This window comes from Enterococcus sp. DIV1937 (assembly GCF_050535975.1).
GTDB classification, from domain to species: domain Bacteria; phylum Bacillota; class Bacilli; order Lactobacillales; family Enterococcaceae; genus Enterococcus; species Enterococcus faecalis.
Genome location: NZ_CP172909.1, coordinates 2,715,001 through 2,733,925 on the forward strand (window position 1 = coordinate 2,715,001; position 18,925 = coordinate 2,733,925).

Sequence of the window (18,925 nt, forward strand, 5' to 3'; positions counted from 1 at the left end):
TGACTCCCGGATATAAATGAATGGCATTCGGAGTTTATCTGAATTCGGTAACCCGAGATGGGCCCCTAGTCCAAACAGTGCTCTACCTCCATCATTCTCAATTCCGAGGCTAGCCCTAAAGCTATTTCGGAGAGAACCAGCTATCTCCAAGTTCGTTTGGAATTTCTCCGCTACCCACACCTCATCCCCGCACTTTTCAACGTACGTGGGTTCGGTCCTCCAGTGCGTTTTACCGCACCTTCAACCTGGACATGGGTAGATCACATGGTTTCGGGTCTACGACTACATACTCATTCGCCCTATTCAGACTCGCTTTCGCTGCGGCTCCGTCTCTTCGACTTAACCTCGCATGCAATCGTAACTCGCCGGTTCATTCTACAAAAGGCACGCCATCACTCATTAACGAGCTTTGACTTGTTGTAGGCACACGGTTTCAGGATCTATTTCACTCCCCTTCCGGGGTGCTTTTCACCTTTCCCTCACGGTACTGGTTCACTATCGGTCACTAGGGAGTATTTAGCCTTGCGGGATGGTCCCCGCGGATTCCGACGGAATTTCTCGTGTTCCGCCGTACTCAGGATCCTCCTAGGTGTTGTTAGCATTTCGTCTACGGGGCTTTCACCCTCTTTAGCGGAATTTTCCAAATCCTTCAACTATACTAACAGACTACCATATTGGAGTCCTACAACCCCAACAAGCAAGCTTGTTGGTTTGGGCTCTTCCCGTTTCGCTCGCCGCTACTCAGGGAATCGAATTTTCTTTCTCTTCCTGCAGGTACTAAGATGTTTCAGTTCTCTGCGTCTACCTCTAATCAGCTATGTATTCACTGAAAAGTAATATCCTATAAAAGATATTGGGTTCCCCCATTCGGAAATCTCTGGATCATAGCTTACTTACAGCTCCCCAAAGCATATCGGTGTTAGTCCCGTCCTTCATCGGCTCCTAGTGCCAAGGCATCCACCGTGCGCCCTTATTCACTTAACCTTATCAACCTTACGGTTGGGTCTTGATCACTTCTTCTAGCGATAGAAGGTTAATCAATAAATAAGCAATTGAACTTATTAAAAAACTCATTCAACGCGGTGTTCTCGGTTTGTTTTGATTCTTTTTACTTCAATATCCAGTTTTCAATGAACGAATGTTTTGAGAGTAGACCTCTCAAAACTGAACAAAGTAAAGACGAAATGTGTATTTCCGTAATATTCCTTAGAAAGGAGGTGATCCAGCCGCACCTTCCGATACGGCTACCTTGTTACGACTTCACCCCAATCATCTATCCCACCTTAGGCGGCTGGCTCCAAAAAGGTTACCTCACCGACTTCGGGTGTTACAAACTCTCGTGGTGTGACGGGCGGTGTGTACAAGGCCCGGGAACGTATTCACCGCGGCGTGCTGATCCGCGATTACTAGCGATTCCGGCTTCATGCAGGCGAGTTGCAGCCTGCAATCCGAACTGAGAGAAGCTTTAAGAGATTTGCATGACCTCGCGGTCTAGCGACTCGTTGTACTTCCCATTGTAGCACGTGTGTAGCCCAGGTCATAAGGGGCATGATGATTTGACGTCATCCCCACCTTCCTCCGGTTTGTCACCGGCAGTCTCGCTAGAGTGCCCAACTAAATGATGGCAACTAACAATAAGGGTTGCGCTCGTTGCGGGACTTAACCCAACATCTCACGACACGAGCTGACGACAACCATGCACCACCTGTCACTTTGTCCCCGAAGGGAAAGCTCTATCTCTAGAGTGGTCAAAGGATGTCAAGACCTGGTAAGGTTCTTCGCGTTGCTTCGAATTAAACCACATGCTCCACCGCTTGTGCGGGCCCCCGTCAATTCCTTTGAGTTTCAACCTTGCGGTCGTACTCCCCAGGCGGAGTGCTTAATGCGTTTGCTGCAGCACTGAAGGGCGGAAACCCTCCAACACTTAGCACTCATCGTTTACGGCGTGGACTACCAGGGTATCTAATCCTGTTTGCTCCCCACGCTTTCGAGCCTCAGCGTCAGTTACAGACCAGAGAGCCGCCTTCGCCACTGGTGTTCCTCCATATATCTACGCATTTCACCGCTACACATGGAATTCCACTCTCCTCTTCTGCACTCAAGTCTCCCAGTTTCCAATGACCCTCCCCGGTTGAGCCGGGGGCTTTCACATCAGACTTAAGAAACCGCCTGCGCTCGCTTTACGCCCAATAAATCCGGACAACGCTTGCCACCTACGTATTACCGCGGCTGCTGGCACGTAGTTAGCCGTGGCTTTCTGGTTAGATACCGTCAGGGGACGTTCAGTTACTAACGTCCTTGTTCTTCTCTAACAACAGAGTTTTACGATCCGAAAACCTTCTTCACTCACGCGGCGTTGCTCGGTCAGACTTTCGTCCATTGCCGAAGATTCCCTACTGCTGCCTCCCGTAGGAGTCTGGGCCGTGTCTCAGTCCCAGTGTGGCCGATCACCCTCTCAGGTCGGCTATGCATCGTGGCCTTGGTGAGCCGTTACCTCACCAACTAGCTAATGCACCGCGGGTCCATCCATCAGCGACACCCGAAAGCGCCTTTCACTCTTATGCCATGCGGCATAAACTGTTATGCGGTATTAGCACCTGTTTCCAAGTGTTATCCCCCTCTGATGGGTAGGTTACCCACGTGTTACTCACCCGTCCGCCACTCCTCTTTCCAATTGAGTGCAAGCACTCGGGAGGAAAGAAGCGTTCGACTTGCATGTATTAGGCACGCCGCCAGCGTTCGTCCTGAGCCAGGATCAAACTCTCATAATAAAAGTTAGAACAACCTTGCGATTGTTAAGCTCAATTTGTTTGCTAGCATATTGCTTGCTTGTTAAAAATGTTTGTTGTCTTGAATTGAATCAAGACGCCCTACACATTTGGTTCGTCTATTCTTTGTTCAGTTTTCAAAGGTCTACGTTACCTCGCAGCAACTTTTATATCATAACAAACTTTCGTTTGAATGTCAAGAACTTTTTTAAAAAAGTTTTTTTAAGTTGTTTTGCTCGGTTGTTGTTGTCTGTTGTGACAACTTCTATATCTTATCATCTCGTTTGTTATTTGTCAACAACTTTTTTGTTGTTTTTTCAAACTTTTTTTGAGAGATTTGAAATCAAGAATTGTTATTTAATTATTGATTTCTGAATCGCTCAGCTGTGTGACTCGCCTTGCGACATGTAATAATATACCAAGATTTCAAGCATTGGTCAATCATTATTTTCACTTTTTTTAAACTTTTTTTCAATACCGATTATTATGATTGGTCTAGGTATTTTTGTTCGTTTTTTACCCCCTTTCATCCTTTTTTGACTATAGTTTATTAACTTTTAGCAAAATCTTCTAAATTTATCGTAATATATCAAGGATTTTGTCCTTTTTAGCAATTATTTGTTAAAATATGGAAAAGAGATTTTTTATATATGGAGGAAATGAACGCTTATGAAAATTTTAGTTGCAGATGATGATAAAGAAATTGTAGAACTATTGAGTATTTATATTCATAATGAAGGATACGAAGTCGTGAAAGCTTATGATGGAAAAGAAGCGTTATCCAAATTGCACACAACACCAGATATCGATTTATTAATCTTGGACATTATGATGCCAATCATGGATGGAATGGAAGTAGTGAAAGAACTTCGAAAAGAATCGCAAATTCCAATTATTATGTTAACAGCAAAAACAACCGATATGGATAAAATCAAAGGCTTAGTTGCAGGTGCAGACGATTATGTTACCAAGCCTTTTAATCCTTTAGAAGTAATGGCTCGGGTGAAGTCTATTTTACGTAGAAGCCAAATGCAATTAACCAAAGAGGAACCCGATGAATTAGAAGTCGGCCCATTAATGATTAATAAGGACTCTCACGAAGTCAAAACAATAGAAGGAAAAGAAATTCAATTAACCGCTCTTGAGTTTGGTATCCTCTATCTATTAGCTAGTCATCCAAATCGTGTGTTTAGTGCGGATGAAATTTTTGAGCGTGTGTGGCAACAAGAAAGTATTGTTTCTGCTAAAACCGTGATGGTTCACGTCAGTCATTTAAGAGATAAGATTGAAGAAGCAACTGGTGGAGAAAAAGTCATTCAAACAGTGTGGGGAGTTGGATATAAGATCGATGCTCGTTAAACCTAAAAAGATTGAAAAACAAAAACGAATTACCTTAACTTCTAAAGAAATCAGCGAGTTATTAGCAGAAGCAATTGTGACAATTGTTTTATTACTACTATTAAATGTCTCAATTATGTTCCTTTTAGGACAACTACTTAGTGAAAACTCGCCCTTAGCTGGTGTCATCTGGGCCACTAAGGATGCGGTCGCTAAAGAATTAAATACTGATTTGTTTTGGAGCTGGAATAAATTTGTCTTACCTATTTTCTTTTTAGTAGATGCAGCTGTTCTCTATTGGCGCTTAATTCGTCGCTACCATCAAATGCAATTGCGTCATATTATCAGTGAGTTACATTACATCGCTGATGGTAATTACAATCACCGCATTCCGTTTGAATTAAGTGGTGATTTAGCAAAAGTCGTGACGAGTATTAACGGTCTGGTGGATAGTACTGTCGCAGCCATTGAAGATGAACGGCGAATTGAAAAATCAAAAGATGAATTAATTACGAATGTCAGTCATGATATTCGGACACCGTTAACTTCTATTATTGGTTATCTGGGATTGATTGAAGATCGTCAATTTCATAGCCAAGAAGATTTACTGAAATATACGCATACCGCTTACGTCAAAGCGAAACAAATGAAATTATTAGTTGATGATCTTTTTGAATATACAAAAGTCCGTCAACCAAGTGTACCGATTCATACGACGACTTTTGATATGGCACAATTAATTGAACAGCTTGCTGCCGATTTTGAATTGGAAGCGAAAAAGATTAATATGCAAATCCAAGTAAAAGCCAATCCAGCTTCTTTAATGATGGAAGGCGATACGGAAAAACTAGTCCGAGTCTTTAACAACCTTCTTTCAAACGCTTTGAAATATGGCAAAGGCGGCCATCATATTGTAATGGAAGTAGACAAAGTCGGCACCGAAGCAATTATCGCTGTTCGCAATGATGGACCAGCTATCCCTAAACATTCTTTAGATCAGTTATTTGACCGCTTCTATCGTGTCGAAGAATCCCGATCACAAGAAACGGGTGGTACTGGTTTAGGTCTGGCTATTGCACAAAGTATTGTCGCTTTACATGGTGGATATATTTATGCGAAGTCTGATCAAAAGTGGACTTCCTTTATTATTCATCTACCCTTACAGCGTACCAACAAGAAATCAGAGAGTTAATTGACATCCCTGAACTTTTTCGGTATTCTATAGAAAAGAGAAAACTAAGAGAAAAAGTATTTATGGCACTGAATTCCAGAGAGTTTGCGGGGGTGCGAGCAAACATTCATCTATAAAGAAGTCCGTCTCTTCCAGGTGTCCAGCGAAATAAGTTGGAACGGTCTGCAGCCGTTATCTGCAAATCAAGGGCAGTAACATTACTGAACTTGGGTGGTACCGCGAGATTTCCAGTCATTTCGTCCCAAGAATATTTATTTTTGGGGTGAGATGGCTTTTTTGTTGTTTTCTACAACAGTTATTATTGATTATGTACTAATTTTAAGGAGGAAAAAATATGTTAGATGTAAAAATGATGCGTCAAAATTTTGACGAAGTAAAAGCAAAGCTACAAACCCGTGGTGTGAAAGAAGAAATCTTAGTGGAATTTCTGCGTTTAGATGAAAGTCGCCGTGATTTATTAGTCAAAGTCGAAGAAATGAAAAAATACCGGAACGATGTGTCTGCTGAAATTGCTCAATTAAAACGGAACAAAGAAGATGCAACGGCCAAAATCGCGGAAATGAAAGAAGTCGGCGGTAATATTAAAGCGTTAGATGCAGAAATTAATGCTATTGACGAAGAGCTACGTGGGATCACAACTACTTTACCGAACTTGCCAGATGATTCTGTGCCTGTTGGTGCTGGTGAAGAAGAAAATGTAGAAGTACGTCGTTGGAGTGAACCAAGAACTTTTGCTTTTGAACCAAAACCACACTGGGAAGTCGCTGAAAACTTAGGCATTCTAGATTTTGAACGTGGTGCCAAAGTAGCTGGTAGCCGTTTTGTTTATTACAAAGGCCTAGGTGCTCGCTTAGAACGTGCGTTATACAACTTCATGTTAGATTTACATGTTTATGAACATGGCTATACAGAAATGATTACGCCTTATATCGTTAATGACACCGCCATGTTCGGAACTGGCCAATTTCCTAAATTTAAAGAAGATGTCTTCCAATTACAAGATACGGATTTAACGTTAATCCCAACGGCGGAAGTCCCTCTAACCAATTACTACAACAATGAAATTTTAGATGGCAAGGATTTACCAATTTACTTTACGGCCTTGAGCCCTTCCTTCCGTTCTGAAGCTGGTAGCGCTGGTCGTGACACACGTGGGTTAATTCGTTTACACCAATTTAATAAAGTCGAAATGGTTAAATTTAGTGATGCAGAGCATTCTTATGAGGAATTAGAAAAAATGACGAATAATGCCGAAGAAATTCTGCAAAAACTGGGATTACCTTACCGTGTCATGGCTCTTTCAACAGGTGACATGGGCTTCTCAGCTGCGAAAACTTATGACTTGGAAGTTTGGATTCCCGCTCAAGAGACATACCGTGAAATCAGTTCATGCTCAAACTGTGAAGATTTCCAAGCGCGCCGTGCGATGATTCGTTACCGTGATGAAAATGATAAAGTCCAATATGCGCATACACTCAATGGTTCTGGTTTAGCCGTGGGACGGACAGTCGCTGCTATTTTAGAAAACTACCAAAACGAAGATGGCTCTGTGACTGTACCAGAAGTCCTAGTTCCTTACATGGGTAACCTAACAGTTATTAAATAAAGGGAAGATGAAGGTCGTTGTCTGATATCAGATAACGGCTTTTATTCTACAGAAAAAGGAGCCTGATAAACGGTGGAAACAGAAGCAACTCCTTCATTCTACAGAAAAAGAGGCAGACGTCGAAATGACGTCTGCCTCTTTTAAATTTCAAAAAAATCAGCTTTTATTTTATTGAACAGAATAGTTTGGTGCTTCTTTTGTGATTTGAACGTCATGTGGATGTGATTCTTTCAATCCGTTACCACTCATTTGAACAAATTGTGCTTCTTCACGCAACGCTTTCAGGTCTGCTGCACCGACGTAACCCATCCCTGATTTCAAGCCACCGATTAATTGGAAGACAATATCAGAAACGCTTCCTTTGTAGGCAACACGTCCTTCGATTCCTTCTGGCACTAATTTGTTTGCTTCATTGACACTTCCTTGGAAGTAACGATCACTTGATCCTTTTTCCATTGCACCCAATGAGCCCATGCCACGGTAAGTTTTGAAACGACGGCCTTGATAAATTTCAAATTCGCCTGGAGATTCATCTGTACCTGCTAACATACTTCCTAGCATTACAGCATGTCCACCAGCAGCTAAGGCTTTCACGATATCACCAGAATATTTAATACCGCCATCAGCGATAATTGCTTTACCATATTCTCTAGCTACAGAAGCAGCATCATAAATCGCTGTTAATTGAGGAACACCAACACCAGCAACGACACGTGTTGTACAAATTGAACCAGGTCCAATACCAACTTTGACAACGTCCACGCCGACATCATACAATGCTTTGGTTGCTTCAGCAGTGGCAACATTACCAGCAATTAATGTTGCTTCAGGGAACGTTTCACGAATTTCTTTAATTTTGCGAATAACGCCGGCACTATGGCCATGTGCAGTATCGATAACAATCGCATCGGCACCTGCTTCTAATAATGCTTCCGCACGTTCGAACGTATCACTAGTGACACCGACTGCTGCCGCCACAAGTAAACGACCGTGTTCGTCTTTGGCAGCATTTGGGAATTCAATCACTTTTTCAATGTCTTTAATTGTAATTAAGCCACTTAAGCGACCTGCTTCATCAACGATTGGTAATTTTTCGATTTTATGTTTTTGTAAGATTTTTTCTGCATCTTTTAAAGATGTGCCAACTGGCGCAGTGACTAAATGATCTTTTGTCATGACTTCTTCGATTTTGATTTGGTAGTCCGTTACAAAACGCATATCACGGTTTGTAATAATTCCGACTAATTTACGGTTTTCCATTGTTTCTACAATCGGCACACCGCTAATACGGTAACGACTCATTAATTCTTCTGCATCCGCTACTAAGTTTGTTGGTGTTAGAAAGAATGGATCAATGATAACGCCGCTTTCAGAACGTTTGACTTTACGTACTTCGTCTGCTTGTTGGGCGACAGTCATATTTTTATGTACGACACCTAGTCCACCTTGACGAGCCATCGCAATTGCCATATTACTATCTGTAACAGTATCCATACTGGCACTCATCAATGGAATATTTAACTTGATATTTTTAGCTAATTGTACACTCATGTCTACATCATTTGGTAAGACATGGCTTTCTGCAGGGATTAATAGCACATCATCAAATGTAAGACCTTTTTTCGCAAATTTTGTTTCCCAATTTGACATTTTTTTGTCCACTCCTCGACTTAATTTTATATATGAAAATAACAGATAATACTAAGGAAGTCAACTAGATTTGTTTAAATAATCAATGAGGAATAAAGGACAAAACGCCAAAATCGGTCTGTCCTCTATTCAACTCTTCCTAATTAAGGTCCTACTTTCATCGTTGTTCTTTTATCTTGTGTTTCTTTTTTTGTTGTAAAAATCGGCTAAATCCAAAACCGCCGACAGAAAGCAAGGTCATCATTGTCCCTATTTTTTGCACTTTTGTTCTTTGGTAACGGATGTCGACATGTCCTGTACCAGATAAAGAAAGAGCGGCTAAGCCTCCTTGATTGGTTAGGCTCATTTTTTTAGCGCCCGTTTGGTTTTTCATTTGAATCGTGGCTTGATAGCCTAAGTAATAAATAAAAGGAACGGTCACCTTCGCTGATTGATTCACCACTTGGTAGTCAAATGAAATTTTCCCATAAGGCATTCTAACATTTGTAATGGTTACTTGTTCTGCCGAATAATCAAGTTGTCGTTTTTTCTGTTTCAATAATTCCTGATAATTGATTTCATCTGGCAAATATTCATGGCCCGCACCGATATAAAAAGGCGTTGGTTGCTCATACTCAGCTTTTGTTAACAGGCGTCCTTGTTGTGACTGAATACTTTGATATTGATAAATGCCTAAATTGCTGATGGCAAGGAAAACCAACAAAGCCACAGTCCAAGATTTACGGAAAACGCCCCATTCGTCTTGTGCAATGAAAAAAGCGAGCATTACGGAAAGAATCCCTAAAAACCGCCAAGGAAACTGAATCGTATTTAAAGGCGTGTGGTTCAGCAAGTGCCAAGGAAAAAGCGTGGTAACCATCAATAAGAGTACCAGCGTCAAACCAATAAACCGTTTGTCCTGAATTTTTTTGCTGGCAAGCGAAACCACTGCTACAACAAGCCCCACAAACAAAAGGGTTCCTAGATTCGCTGTTTTCGCGTGAAAAACACTGCTCTTTAAACTATTAATGAAAAGAGAAACAATGGGATAACTTCTTTCGGAAATATAAGTGAGTGGATTGGATGTAACTTTAAACACTTGATTTTTCATTTGTTCAGCAACTGGTAAAAGATAAAAGGCCAGCCAAAGCAGCGTCAGACCTGCAGCCTTCGCTAATGCCCACAGGACCTCCTTTTTAAAAAACTGCTGCCAATAAAACAGAATGTATAACCCAATCCAAATAGAAACCATTTCAATAGAAATAAAGTGAGCCAACCCAATGCCAGTCATCGCCAGCGTTAACAACGGCCAATATTTCGTGGTTCCCTTTCGTAATAAAAACAGGCTCGCTAAGACCAACGGAAAAAAACTTAGCGCCAAAAATTCTCCTAACGCTTGGCGATTAAACAAGTCTTGCATGCGGTAAATAGATAAGCCATACAAAATGGCAAAGAGATAGCTTCTTTTTTTAGAGAGCGCCATTAATCGGCCTGCATAATAAGTAAGACTAAATGTTGCCAAGTTTACTGCAAACACAAAAATCGCCATACTAGCGACAAAGGAAAGCCCCAGAACACGCAAAAGCGCAGGTAAATAAAGATACGCATCTGGATAAAACAAACTAGAGGCATAGCCATAGCCTCCCAAGAAAAAATAATTGATTTTAGGAAACCAGTCGTTGTTTTTAATTGCTAATGCGAGACCTTCCACCCGATTTTGATGAAAGCGAAAATCACTTGCTCGTAAAAAATTCTCTTGAAAATAGACAAAATAGAGAGAAAGTCCACTTAATAAGAGAAAACTAATAAAAATGAGTAGCCGCTCGTGTTGACGGCACCAAGACTTCACTTGTTGTCCCATAAGAGGCTCCTTTCTTTAGCAAACTTCTGAAAACAGAAGCCTGGGACACTAGTTTTTTCGACTAATCCCCCAGGCTTTAACTGTTAAAACGCTCTATTGAGAGAGCGACTTTGCTTGTTGCAGTTTCTGCGTCAGCCGAGCGCATTCACAATTGAGCGCGCGCCGTTTATTGACGTGTCATGAAACTACCTTGAATATTGTATTTTTTCTTGAAGAAATAGCGTGCTACAAAGGCTAACGCACCGATTACTAAAGCAATCATCGGATCTAAAATGGGATTGATCACTGGTGGCAACATCGCTGAACCAGCGAAAACTGCAATCCACAAGAACATCCCACCAAATAGAATGGCGGTCGTTTTTAACCAACCAGGACGTTTGCTTTTGTCGCCACCTTGACGATCAAAACGGTAAACATATTTGTGCATTAGATAGAAAACATAACCCCCAGCCATCGCACCTAAGATATATGTGGTTAATCCGAGAGGTTGTGCGGTTCCTTTTGAAAATAGAGACATCGCCGCTAACATGATTGTTAATAAACCAAGTAATAGTAAGGTATTGTCGAGCCAAATCATCCAGCCCGCTGGTTCTTTGACTTCTGCTGGTTTATTTAAAATTGCTTCCGTCCGTTCTGAAACAGTGCCAAATAACTGACGGGCTGTTTTGCCTGTTTTTTGACCGGCTACTAATTCTGGTAAAATACCGTGTAGAGCCAATGCTAACTCTTCTTCTGATAAATTAGCCGCTTTTAATGATTTTTTTAAGTCAAAAATGTATTGTTCATTTCTTTTAGTCAAATTCTGTTCTAATTGACGATTCTCAGCCACGATTGCTCGTAATGCTTCTGCTTCCATAGTTGTATCCTCCTCACCCTCATGTAGAGGGAACCTCTTTCTAAACGGCTGAATGGCCTTAAATATGTGGGCTTAGCCCAAAACAAATTGCTTGTTGGGCACATTTTTTTAAACGTTAAAACGGAACAACATAACATCGCCATCTTGAACGACGTAGTCTTTTCCTTCTAAACGAACACGGCCCGCTTCTTTGGCAGCTTGCATATTGCCATATTTATCTAGGTCTTCATAAGAAACTGTTTCCGCACGAATGAAGCCTCGTTCAAAGTCACTGTGGATAATCCCAGCTGCTTGAGGTGCCTTGATTCCCTTACGGAACGTCCATGCACGAACTTCTTGTTCACCAGCTGTAAAGTAGGTAGCTAAGCCTAACAAATCGTAAGCCGCACGAATCAATTGATCTAAGCCAGATTGTTCAATGCCCATTGCTTCTAAAAATTCAGCCTTGTCTTCTTCAGAATCCAATTCAGCAATTTCTTCTTCTGCTCGCGCACTAACTACGATTACTTCCGCATTTTCACTGGTTGCAAAATTACGAACTTGTTGTACATACTCGTTGTTGTCTGGATCCGCCACTTCATCTTCTGAAACATTTGCTACATAAAGGACCGGCTTTGTGGTTAATAAGAAAAGAGATTTAACAATTTTCTCTTCTTCTGGCGTAAATTCAATCGTACGAGCAGATAAACCTTCTTCTAAAACTGGTTTAATTTTGTCTAAAACAGCTAATTCTTCCACCGCTTCTTTATCTTTTGCTTTCGCCATTTTAGCCACGCGAGTATAGCGCTTATTGATTGAATCTAAATCTGCTAAAATTAGCTCTAAATTAATTGTATCAATGTCTGCTAAAGGATCAACGAAATCCGCATCCCGATTTTGTTCACGCATGATATTTTCGTCATCAAAACAACGAACCACGTGACAGATTGCATCTACTTGACGAATGTGACTTAAAAACTGATTTCCCAGCCCTTCTCCTTTACTGGCACCTTTAACAATTCCGGCGATGTCTGTAAATTCAAACGTTGTGGGAACTGTTTTTTTCGGTTTTACTAGTTCTGTCAAGCGTTGTAAACGGGCATCTGGTACTTCAACCATGCCGACGTTCGGATCAATCGTTGCAAAGGGATAATTTGCAGCTTCTGCTCCTGCTTTTGTAATTGCGTTAAATAGGGTCGATTTACCAACGTTTGGTAAGCCGACAATTCCAGCTGTTAGTGCCATTTGTTTTCCACTCTTTCTCTCAGTCTATTCTCTTTTCTATTAGAGGCATCAAAGCATTAGTCTGCTTTTTTCTCGATTACTTTTTTTAATTTTTTAGTAAAATCACGACGCGGCATCATGACAATATGCCCGCAATTCGTGCACTTGATTTTGATATCAGCGCCCATGCGAATGATTTGCCAACGATTTGCTTGGCAAGCATGCGGCTTTTTCATTTCGACAATATCGCCTAAATCATACATGTTCCAAGCCTTCTTTCTTCTCTTACTTATATAAAAATACCATGATTACAATACCATTTTTTAACGAAACTAGCAAAAGGATTTGTGACTTTCTGTCTTACTTTCTCACTTTGCTTTTTATTCCTCGTCAAAATGAATATCTAAAATATCTAAAATTCTAGCCAAATCCGAAGAGGACAAGTACTCAATTTCAATTTTTCCTTTGCCTTCTTTTTCTTGAATTGCTACGGTTGTCCCAAATTTATCCATTAAGCGGTCTTCACTTTCACGAATATAAATGGGTTTTTCTTTGATGGCTTTTTTCGCTTTTTTGCCCTTTTTGCCTTGTGTTTCGTTTAATTCAGCGACAAGTTGTTCTAATTGTCGAACCGTTAAATTGTCTTTAATACAACGATTAGCTAATGGCAATAGCTGTTCTTTGTTCTTCAAGCCTAATAACGTCCGTGCTTGACCCATTGACATGCTTTGTTTTTGAACCATTGCTTTGACCGCATCTGGTAAGGTTAGCAATCGTAAATAATTGGCAATATACGGGCGACTTTTGCCCAAACGTTCTGCGACTTCCGCTTGTGTTAATTTCAAATTTTTCATTAGCATTTCATAGGCTTCTGCTTCTTCTAGCGGATTTAAATCTTCCCTTTGTAAGTTTTCCAAAACAGCAACTTGCATCATGGATTCTTCATCAAATTCGCGAATAATTGCGGGAATTTTTTCTTTGCCGGCTAATTTAGAAGCCCGGAACCGACGCTCACCTGCAATAATTTCATAGCCTTTAACTGCCGATTTACGAACAATAATCGGTTGAAACACACCGGAATGTAGAATCGAGTTTGCAAGTTCTTGTAAAGAGGTTTCATCAAATGTTTTCCGCGGTTGGTAAGGATTGGGACGAAGTTCGTTTAATAGAATTTCTGTCACTTGTTCGTTCTTAACGTCGACATCTTCTAGCTTTGCGATATCTTGAAACAAGGCATCGATGCCTCTGCCTAAACCTTTGCCTTTATTCATTCTCCAACACTTCCTTTGCTAGTGCTTGATACACTTCGGCACCTTTTGAGCGAATATCATAGTCAATGATTGGTAAACCATGACTTGGTGCTTCGGATAAACGGACATTTCTTGGAATAATCGTATCATAGACTTTTTCACGGAAATATTTACGGACTTCTTCAACGACTTCGGCACCTAAATTGGTCCGAGCATCGTACATGGTTAACAAGACCCCTTCAATTTTCAATTCAGGGTTAAAATGTTTTTGAACCAAGCGAATCGTATTTAGCAATTGACTCAAGCCTTCTAATGCGTAATATTCACATTGAACAGGAATTAGAATCGAATCACTTGCTGTAAAAGCATTGATTGTTAAATGCCCTAGAGAAGGCGGGCAATCAATTAAAACGAAATCATACATGTCTCTTACTTCATCAATTGCTAATTTCAAGCGCGATTCTCGAGCCATCATTGAAGTTAATTCAATTTCAGCGCCTGCTAATTGAATAGTTGCAGGGACAATATCTAAATTTTCACGGCTGGTATGTTGAACCACGCTAGTGATTGGTTCTTCATTTACAAGGACATCATACACATCGTGTGCGACATCTGGTTTAGGGACACCCATGCCACTGGTAGCATTTCCTTGTGCATCAATGTCGATCAGTAAGACTTTTTTGCCTAAGTTTGCTAAACATGCGCCTAAATTTACAGTGGTCGTTGTTTTACCAACGCCGCCTTTTTGGTTCGCTACAGAAATAATTCGTGTCATGTGTGTGCCTCCATCTTATTTAATCGGTTGTTTATTTGGTAATCCAGGTTTTCTGGGATATTTTTTAGGGGTTTCTTTTTTCTTTTGAATCACGACAATGTGGCGTTCGTCTGCCGTAATCGGCAAAGTAAAACCAACTTCTTTCTGAAATTGACCGCCTAATGTAGCGATTGCAGGTTTTGCTTCATTAATTTCTTCTTCGCTTTTCGATGCTTTTAAGGCTAAAAAATAGCCTTCTTTTTTAACTAAGGGTAAACACAGTTCACTTAAAACATTTAATCGTGCAACTGCTCGCGCTGTAACGTAATCAAACGCGCCACGAAATTCTGCTTTTTGACCAAATGTTTCTGCACGATCATGATACAAAGAAACATTAGCCAAACCTAGTTGATTCACCAACTCTGTTAGGAAAGTAATTCGTTTATTTAAAGAGTCAACAATTGTGACATTTAATGAAGGAAAAACAATTTTCAAAGGAATACTTGGAAATCCTGCGCCTGCGCCAACATCACAAATGGCTTTGTCACTGGCAAAGTCTTCAAAGAATGCCAACGAAACAGAATCATAGAAATGTTTCAAATAAACTTCTTTTTCTTCTGTAATGGCTGTTAAATTCATTTTTTCATTCCATTCTACTAGTAAATGGAAATATTGGTCAAATTGTGTCATCTGTTGGTTTGTCAATTCAATGCCTTTTTCGGCTAATAGTTGTCTAAATTCTTCGGGTAGCATAAAGACTCCTTCCTTTTTTGTGAAACAGAAAAATGTTTCACAATCATCTTTTCCTACTTTAACGCAAATAGCAATTTCTTGCAATGCTTTTCGGAAGATTTTTGCCTGAATGATAAAAGAAAAATCCGCCTTTTTATGTGGTAAAAAGTCTCTAGCCACGGGCCAAAATGTTCAATTGGCGGCAACGAAAACCGCCTTTCTCTAAGAGTAAAACAAGCCAATGTTTCATGTGAAACATTGGCTTGTTTTACTTACTATAATCATCGCACTTTATTTGTCGTTCTCTGCGGTAGTCGTATTCTTGGATACGGGGACTTAACCAACCTTTTTTGGCTGTTTTTCGTAATTGATGATCAAATCTCCCTGGTGGTGAACTATCTAGTAATTCATGGGTACGATTATTCCGATTTGCATAATTAAACGATTCACCATTCAAGACTTTTTCCTGGTATTCATTGTTTTTGGCCGCTTGATAATAAGCTGGATTACTAATTAATCTGCCTCGCCAGTCTTCAACTAACACATCCCACTGGGTTACAAAGGTCCCTTCTTCATTCAAAATAAACTCACTGTGAAAATTAGGCGTCAATCGTTTCTTATTAATCAAAGAATAAGATGCCCCCTCAGGGTATTTGTTGTGTAAACGAGCAGAGCTTTTTTTCAGTTTCCGCCCGCCCATTCCTTGCGGCTTGGCCGCAAAAACATAGCGTTTTAATGCCTGTTCATCGGTGTCCCCTTCTTGTTTAAAAAAATCGCGGATATACGTGATATTTTGACGATCAATATACATTCTTAATTGATGTATCTTTTTCGCTTTCTCTTGATTAAAGCTCCCAAGAAGACCTAACGGATAGGCTTTTTGAACTGTTTTTGCCAACAAATGCCAAAACGTCGCATGCGGTGCAATCGTCTTCGAGAAACGATAAGGTCCTACTAATTGCAACATGCCATGCTGATCCAACACTGCACCTAATTGCCATAACAGTAACGAGAGCTTTTCTTGCGGACGATAAGCCGAAAAGCGAAATAATCGCTCATACGCTGAAGAGCCCACTTCTTCCACTTCAGAAAACAGTTCCGTGACTGCTGTTTTCGCTTGCTCAAGTGGCAAGAAACGCGTGTCTTTTATGGCGCTTTCCACTAATCCATAAACAGCTTGGCGGTCCCAGCCAGCGTCAATCGCCGCCTCTACACCAGCACTCATTGCTTGTTGTAATTCTTGCCAACGTCCCATCTTCTCGCCGCCTTTTTCTATATACTTCTTCTATAATGATAATCCTTTCCCCACAAAATGCCAACTGCTTTAACGCAAAAAAACAACCCGCCCTTTGGGGAAGGGCGGGCGGAGGAGTTAAAAAATGAAAAAGTGTTTTGTTAGGGTTTTGTTTATCGGGTATGTTTAAATAATAGCCGTTAAATGTGAAGAAACTATGGTAAAAATGCGCCTTCTTTTCAACAAAATTTTGAAAAAGTCTCTTCAGAAATTAAGATTTTTTTGCGAAGTTGCCCACTGGCTACTCCCATTCAGCATATTATATATTTAATATCCATAAAATTACAAAAGAAATATGCATAATAATGAATATTTATTCAACGGTTGATAATCCAACAAAAAAGAGCATGGGACAAAAATCACTTTGGATTTTTGCTCCACGCTCAAAAACTGATAAACGGCGGGAACAGAAGCAACTCCTTCGGAAATAAGCCGAAATTCTCCAAAAATTATAGAACAATTTTCGGAAATTCCTTCTTATTTCTCGGAGTTAAACACTTCTATCCCGACCTCTTTCAACTAAATTAAATGATTTTCTCTTAAAATATCACCAATATACGTATCCTCAAATTTCTTCACAAAGTGTTCAACCATTTTGCGTTCCACGAACGGCATATCCATTTCTGTTAATTTTTTCTTGTCAGATAAATAATAAACAGAGTTTGCTAAGACGCGCAAGTCGTATGCAGAAGCAAACACTTCTGGTACTCCGCGTTCAACCTCTAGCAATTGATAAACAGCTTCCATCGCTGTCCGTACAGAATACTCTGTTGTAAACACCGTATCTCGTTCAGTATCTGCGAAGTTCCCAATGAAAGCAAGATTTTTAGAGCCGTTTGGTACAACTAATGGTCGATCGCCTGGTTCTCTTAACATAAAGTAAGAAGTGATAAACGGCATATAAACCGGAATAGTGGTAGCCGATTCTTCTGAAATACGTTCAATTTCCCCTTCTGGGACCCCTAAATGATAAAGTAACTCTTGCGTAATTTCTTGGCCTGTACATTGTTCGATTGGTTTTTTGATATAATTTCCTGGTTTATTAGAAAGCAATCCATATACCCAAGTTATAGATTGTTGATCATTTTGTTCTTTAAAATGCGGTTGTCTATGCATAGCGAAACTCATCATCCAATTAGAGTCTTTGATAGTAATAATACCACCTGTGACAATTTTTCCTGTGCGTAATTTACGATGTGTTAACCGAGAAAGATACGGTTCAATATCGAAATTTTCCCACGTAATCGTTGCTGAGACAAACCAACTTTCATCTGGTAAATTTTCACAGAAAACTTCTGGGTGCCCAAATTCTGGGGATTGTTTTGCTAAGTTTTTCCAGAGATTCCAACTTCCCCCTAGTTCATGAGTAATTGGTGCTGGTGTATGATGATCTCCTTGCGTCGAACTTTCAGTAATTGAACCATTCGTTACGAAGACTAAATCATTTTCAGTTAAAGGAATTTCTTTGGTTTTGCCCGCTTGTGTCAACAATAATCGCCGAGCAACTTTAGTAGCTCCTTTGATGTCGACTTGGATATCATTGATCGTTGTTTCATATTGAAAGTCTACCCCTTGATTGGTTAAAAATCTTAGTAATGGTTTCACTAACGATTCGTATTGATTGTATTTGGTAAACTTCAAGGCTGTAAAGTCAGGCAAACCTTTGATGTGGTGGATAAAGCGCATGATGTAACGGCGCATTTCAATGGCAGAGTGCCATTTTTCAAAAGCAAACATTGAACACCAATAGATCCAAAAGTTGGATTCAAAAAATTCTTCGCCGAAAACATCTTCAATTTTTTTGCCAATTAATTGATCTTCAGAAGTCATAAATAAATCAACGATTTCTTTTTGTGCTTTTTTGGATAAAGTAAATTGTCCATCATCGGGGACACGTTCGCCACGGTTATGAATAATGCGGCAATTTGAAGAATTCGGATCATCTAAATCTAACCGGTAAAACTCATCTAGGACAGAGGCATCTTCTACTTCTAATGATGGTACCGAACGAAATAGATCCCACAAACACTCGAAATGGTTTTCCATTTCGCGTCCGCCGCGAGTGACAAAGCCATCATGGGGAATAAATTTACCATCTAAAGAACCGCCAGACAGCGTGAGTTCTTCAAAAATGTGAATATTTTCGCCCTTCATTTGACCGTCACGAATTAAGAAAACAGCCGTTGCTAAACCTGCTAGGCCACCACCAACAATGTAGGCACTCTTGTCATCGACACCTTTTGGTTTTCTTGGTCGAGCAAATGCTTCATAATTTCCATTTGTGTATCTCATTCTCGTTTCCTCCTATCATTTGATACCCTCATCATACTGCTACCAAAAAAAATACCCAAAAGATAACCCTTTTTTTTAAGAAATTCTTTGACAAATAAAGAAAATTGTCTAATTTTTGAGCAAGTGAATAATCGTAGATGTTTCATGTGA

General features: G+C 40.2%; 13 protein-coding genes, 2 rRNA genes and 1 other annotated feature (1 of these 16 cut by a window edge). Of the genes, 3 read left to right on the forward strand and 12 right to left on the reverse strand.

Annotation, left to right across the window (positions count from 1 at the left end; all coding sequences use genetic code 11):
* Positions 1 to 984, reverse strand: a 23S ribosomal RNA gene (locus IGL13_RS12995); it reaches 1,929 nt to the left of the window's first position.
* Positions 985 to 1,210: 226 nt separating this feature from the next.
* Positions 1,211 to 2,771: ribosomal RNA gene (locus tag IGL13_RS13000) — 16S ribosomal RNA — on the reverse strand.
* The 16S and 23S rRNA genes sit together here, the layout of an rRNA operon.
* Positions 2,772 to 3,437: 666 nt before the next feature.
* Between IGL13_RS13000 and IGL13_RS13005 the strand changes: the two genes are divergently transcribed.
* From IGL13_RS13005 to serS, 3 genes are all read left to right on the forward strand, one after another.
* Positions 3,438 to 4,127, forward strand: coding sequence for a response regulator transcription factor (locus tag IGL13_RS13005; RefSeq protein WP_002355963.1), 690 nt, complete (start codon positions 3,438 to 3,440; stop codon positions 4,125 to 4,127).
* Entirely contained in the window at positions 4,117 to 5,298 is a 1,182-nt protein-coding gene (locus tag IGL13_RS13010) for a sensor histidine kinase (RefSeq protein ID WP_002363566.1), read from the forward strand. Before IGL13_RS13005 ends, IGL13_RS13010 begins: the two co-directional genes overlap by 11 nt.
* Before the next feature lie 40 nt (positions 5,299 to 5,338).
* Positions 5,339 to 5,545: a binding site (T-box leader), on the forward strand.
* An 87-nt stretch (positions 5,546 to 5,632) separates the two neighbouring features.
* The gene (gene serS, locus IGL13_RS13015; protein ID WP_002355965.1) at positions 5,633 to 6,904 is read left to right on the forward strand and encodes a serine--tRNA ligase; all 1,272 of its coding nucleotides are present in this window, start codon (positions 5,633 to 5,635) and stop codon (positions 6,902 to 6,904) included.
* Positions 6,905 to 7,072: 168 nt separating this feature from the next.
* On the opposite strand, the gene guaB is transcribed toward serS, so the two are convergent.
* From guaB to IGL13_RS13065, 10 genes are all read right to left on the reverse strand, one after another.
* Positions 7,073 to 8,554, reverse strand: coding sequence for an IMP dehydrogenase (guaB, locus tag IGL13_RS13020; protein WP_002355966.1), 1,482 nt, complete (start codon positions 8,552 to 8,554; stop codon positions 7,073 to 7,075).
* Positions 8,555 to 8,711: 157 nt separating this feature from the next.
* On the reverse strand, positions 8,712 to 10,394 hold the full coding sequence (locus tag IGL13_RS13025) for a 6-pyruvoyl-tetrahydropterin synthase-related protein (RefSeq protein ID WP_002378667.1): 1,683 nt from the start codon (positions 10,392 to 10,394) through the stop codon (positions 8,712 to 8,714).
* Positions 10,395 to 10,560: 166 nt separating this feature from the next.
* Positions 10,561 to 11,250: a DUF1129 domain-containing protein gene (locus IGL13_RS13030; RefSeq protein ID WP_002363563.1), complete on the reverse strand. Its 690-nt coding sequence runs from the start codon at positions 11,248 to 11,250 to the stop codon at positions 10,561 to 10,563.
* 108 nt (positions 11,251 to 11,358) lie between these two features.
* Positions 11,359 to 12,474 (reverse strand): redox-regulated ATPase YchF, encoded by a 1,116-nt coding sequence (gene ychF, locus IGL13_RS13035; protein WP_002355971.1) that lies wholly within the window; start codon positions 12,472 to 12,474, stop codon positions 11,359 to 11,361.
* Between the two features lie 56 nt (positions 12,475 to 12,530).
* Positions 12,531 to 12,716, reverse strand: coding sequence for a DUF951 domain-containing protein (locus IGL13_RS13040; RefSeq protein WP_002355974.1), 186 nt, complete (start codon positions 12,714 to 12,716; stop codon positions 12,531 to 12,533).
* Positions 12,717 to 12,833: 117 nt separating this feature from the next.
* A complete protein-coding gene (locus IGL13_RS13045; protein WP_002355975.1) occupies positions 12,834 to 13,724 on the reverse strand; it encodes a ParB/RepB/Spo0J family partition protein in 891 nt (296 codons plus the stop codon).
* The gene (locus tag IGL13_RS13050) at positions 13,717 to 14,478 is read right to left on the reverse strand and encodes a ParA family protein (protein ID WP_002355976.1); all 762 of its coding nucleotides are present in this window, start codon (positions 14,476 to 14,478) and stop codon (positions 13,717 to 13,719) included. The genes IGL13_RS13045 and IGL13_RS13050 overlap by 8 nt, the downstream gene beginning before the upstream one ends.
* 15 nt (positions 14,479 to 14,493) lie before the next feature.
* Entirely contained in the window at positions 14,494 to 15,210 is a 717-nt protein-coding gene (gene rsmG, locus IGL13_RS13055; protein WP_002363562.1) for a 16S rRNA (guanine(527)-N(7))-methyltransferase RsmG, read from the reverse strand.
* Between the two features lie 247 nt (positions 15,211 to 15,457).
* Complete coding sequence (locus tag IGL13_RS13060; RefSeq protein WP_002359189.1) at positions 15,458 to 16,444, reverse strand: DUF3114 domain-containing protein; 987 nt, start codon at positions 16,442 to 16,444, stop codon at positions 15,458 to 15,460.
* A 558-nt stretch (positions 16,445 to 17,002) separates the two neighbouring features.
* A complete protein-coding gene (locus IGL13_RS13065; RefSeq protein WP_002378668.1) occupies positions 17,003 to 18,775 on the reverse strand; it encodes an oleate hydratase in 1,773 nt (590 codons plus the stop codon).
* Between the last annotated feature and the right edge of the window lie 150 nt (positions 18,776 to 18,925).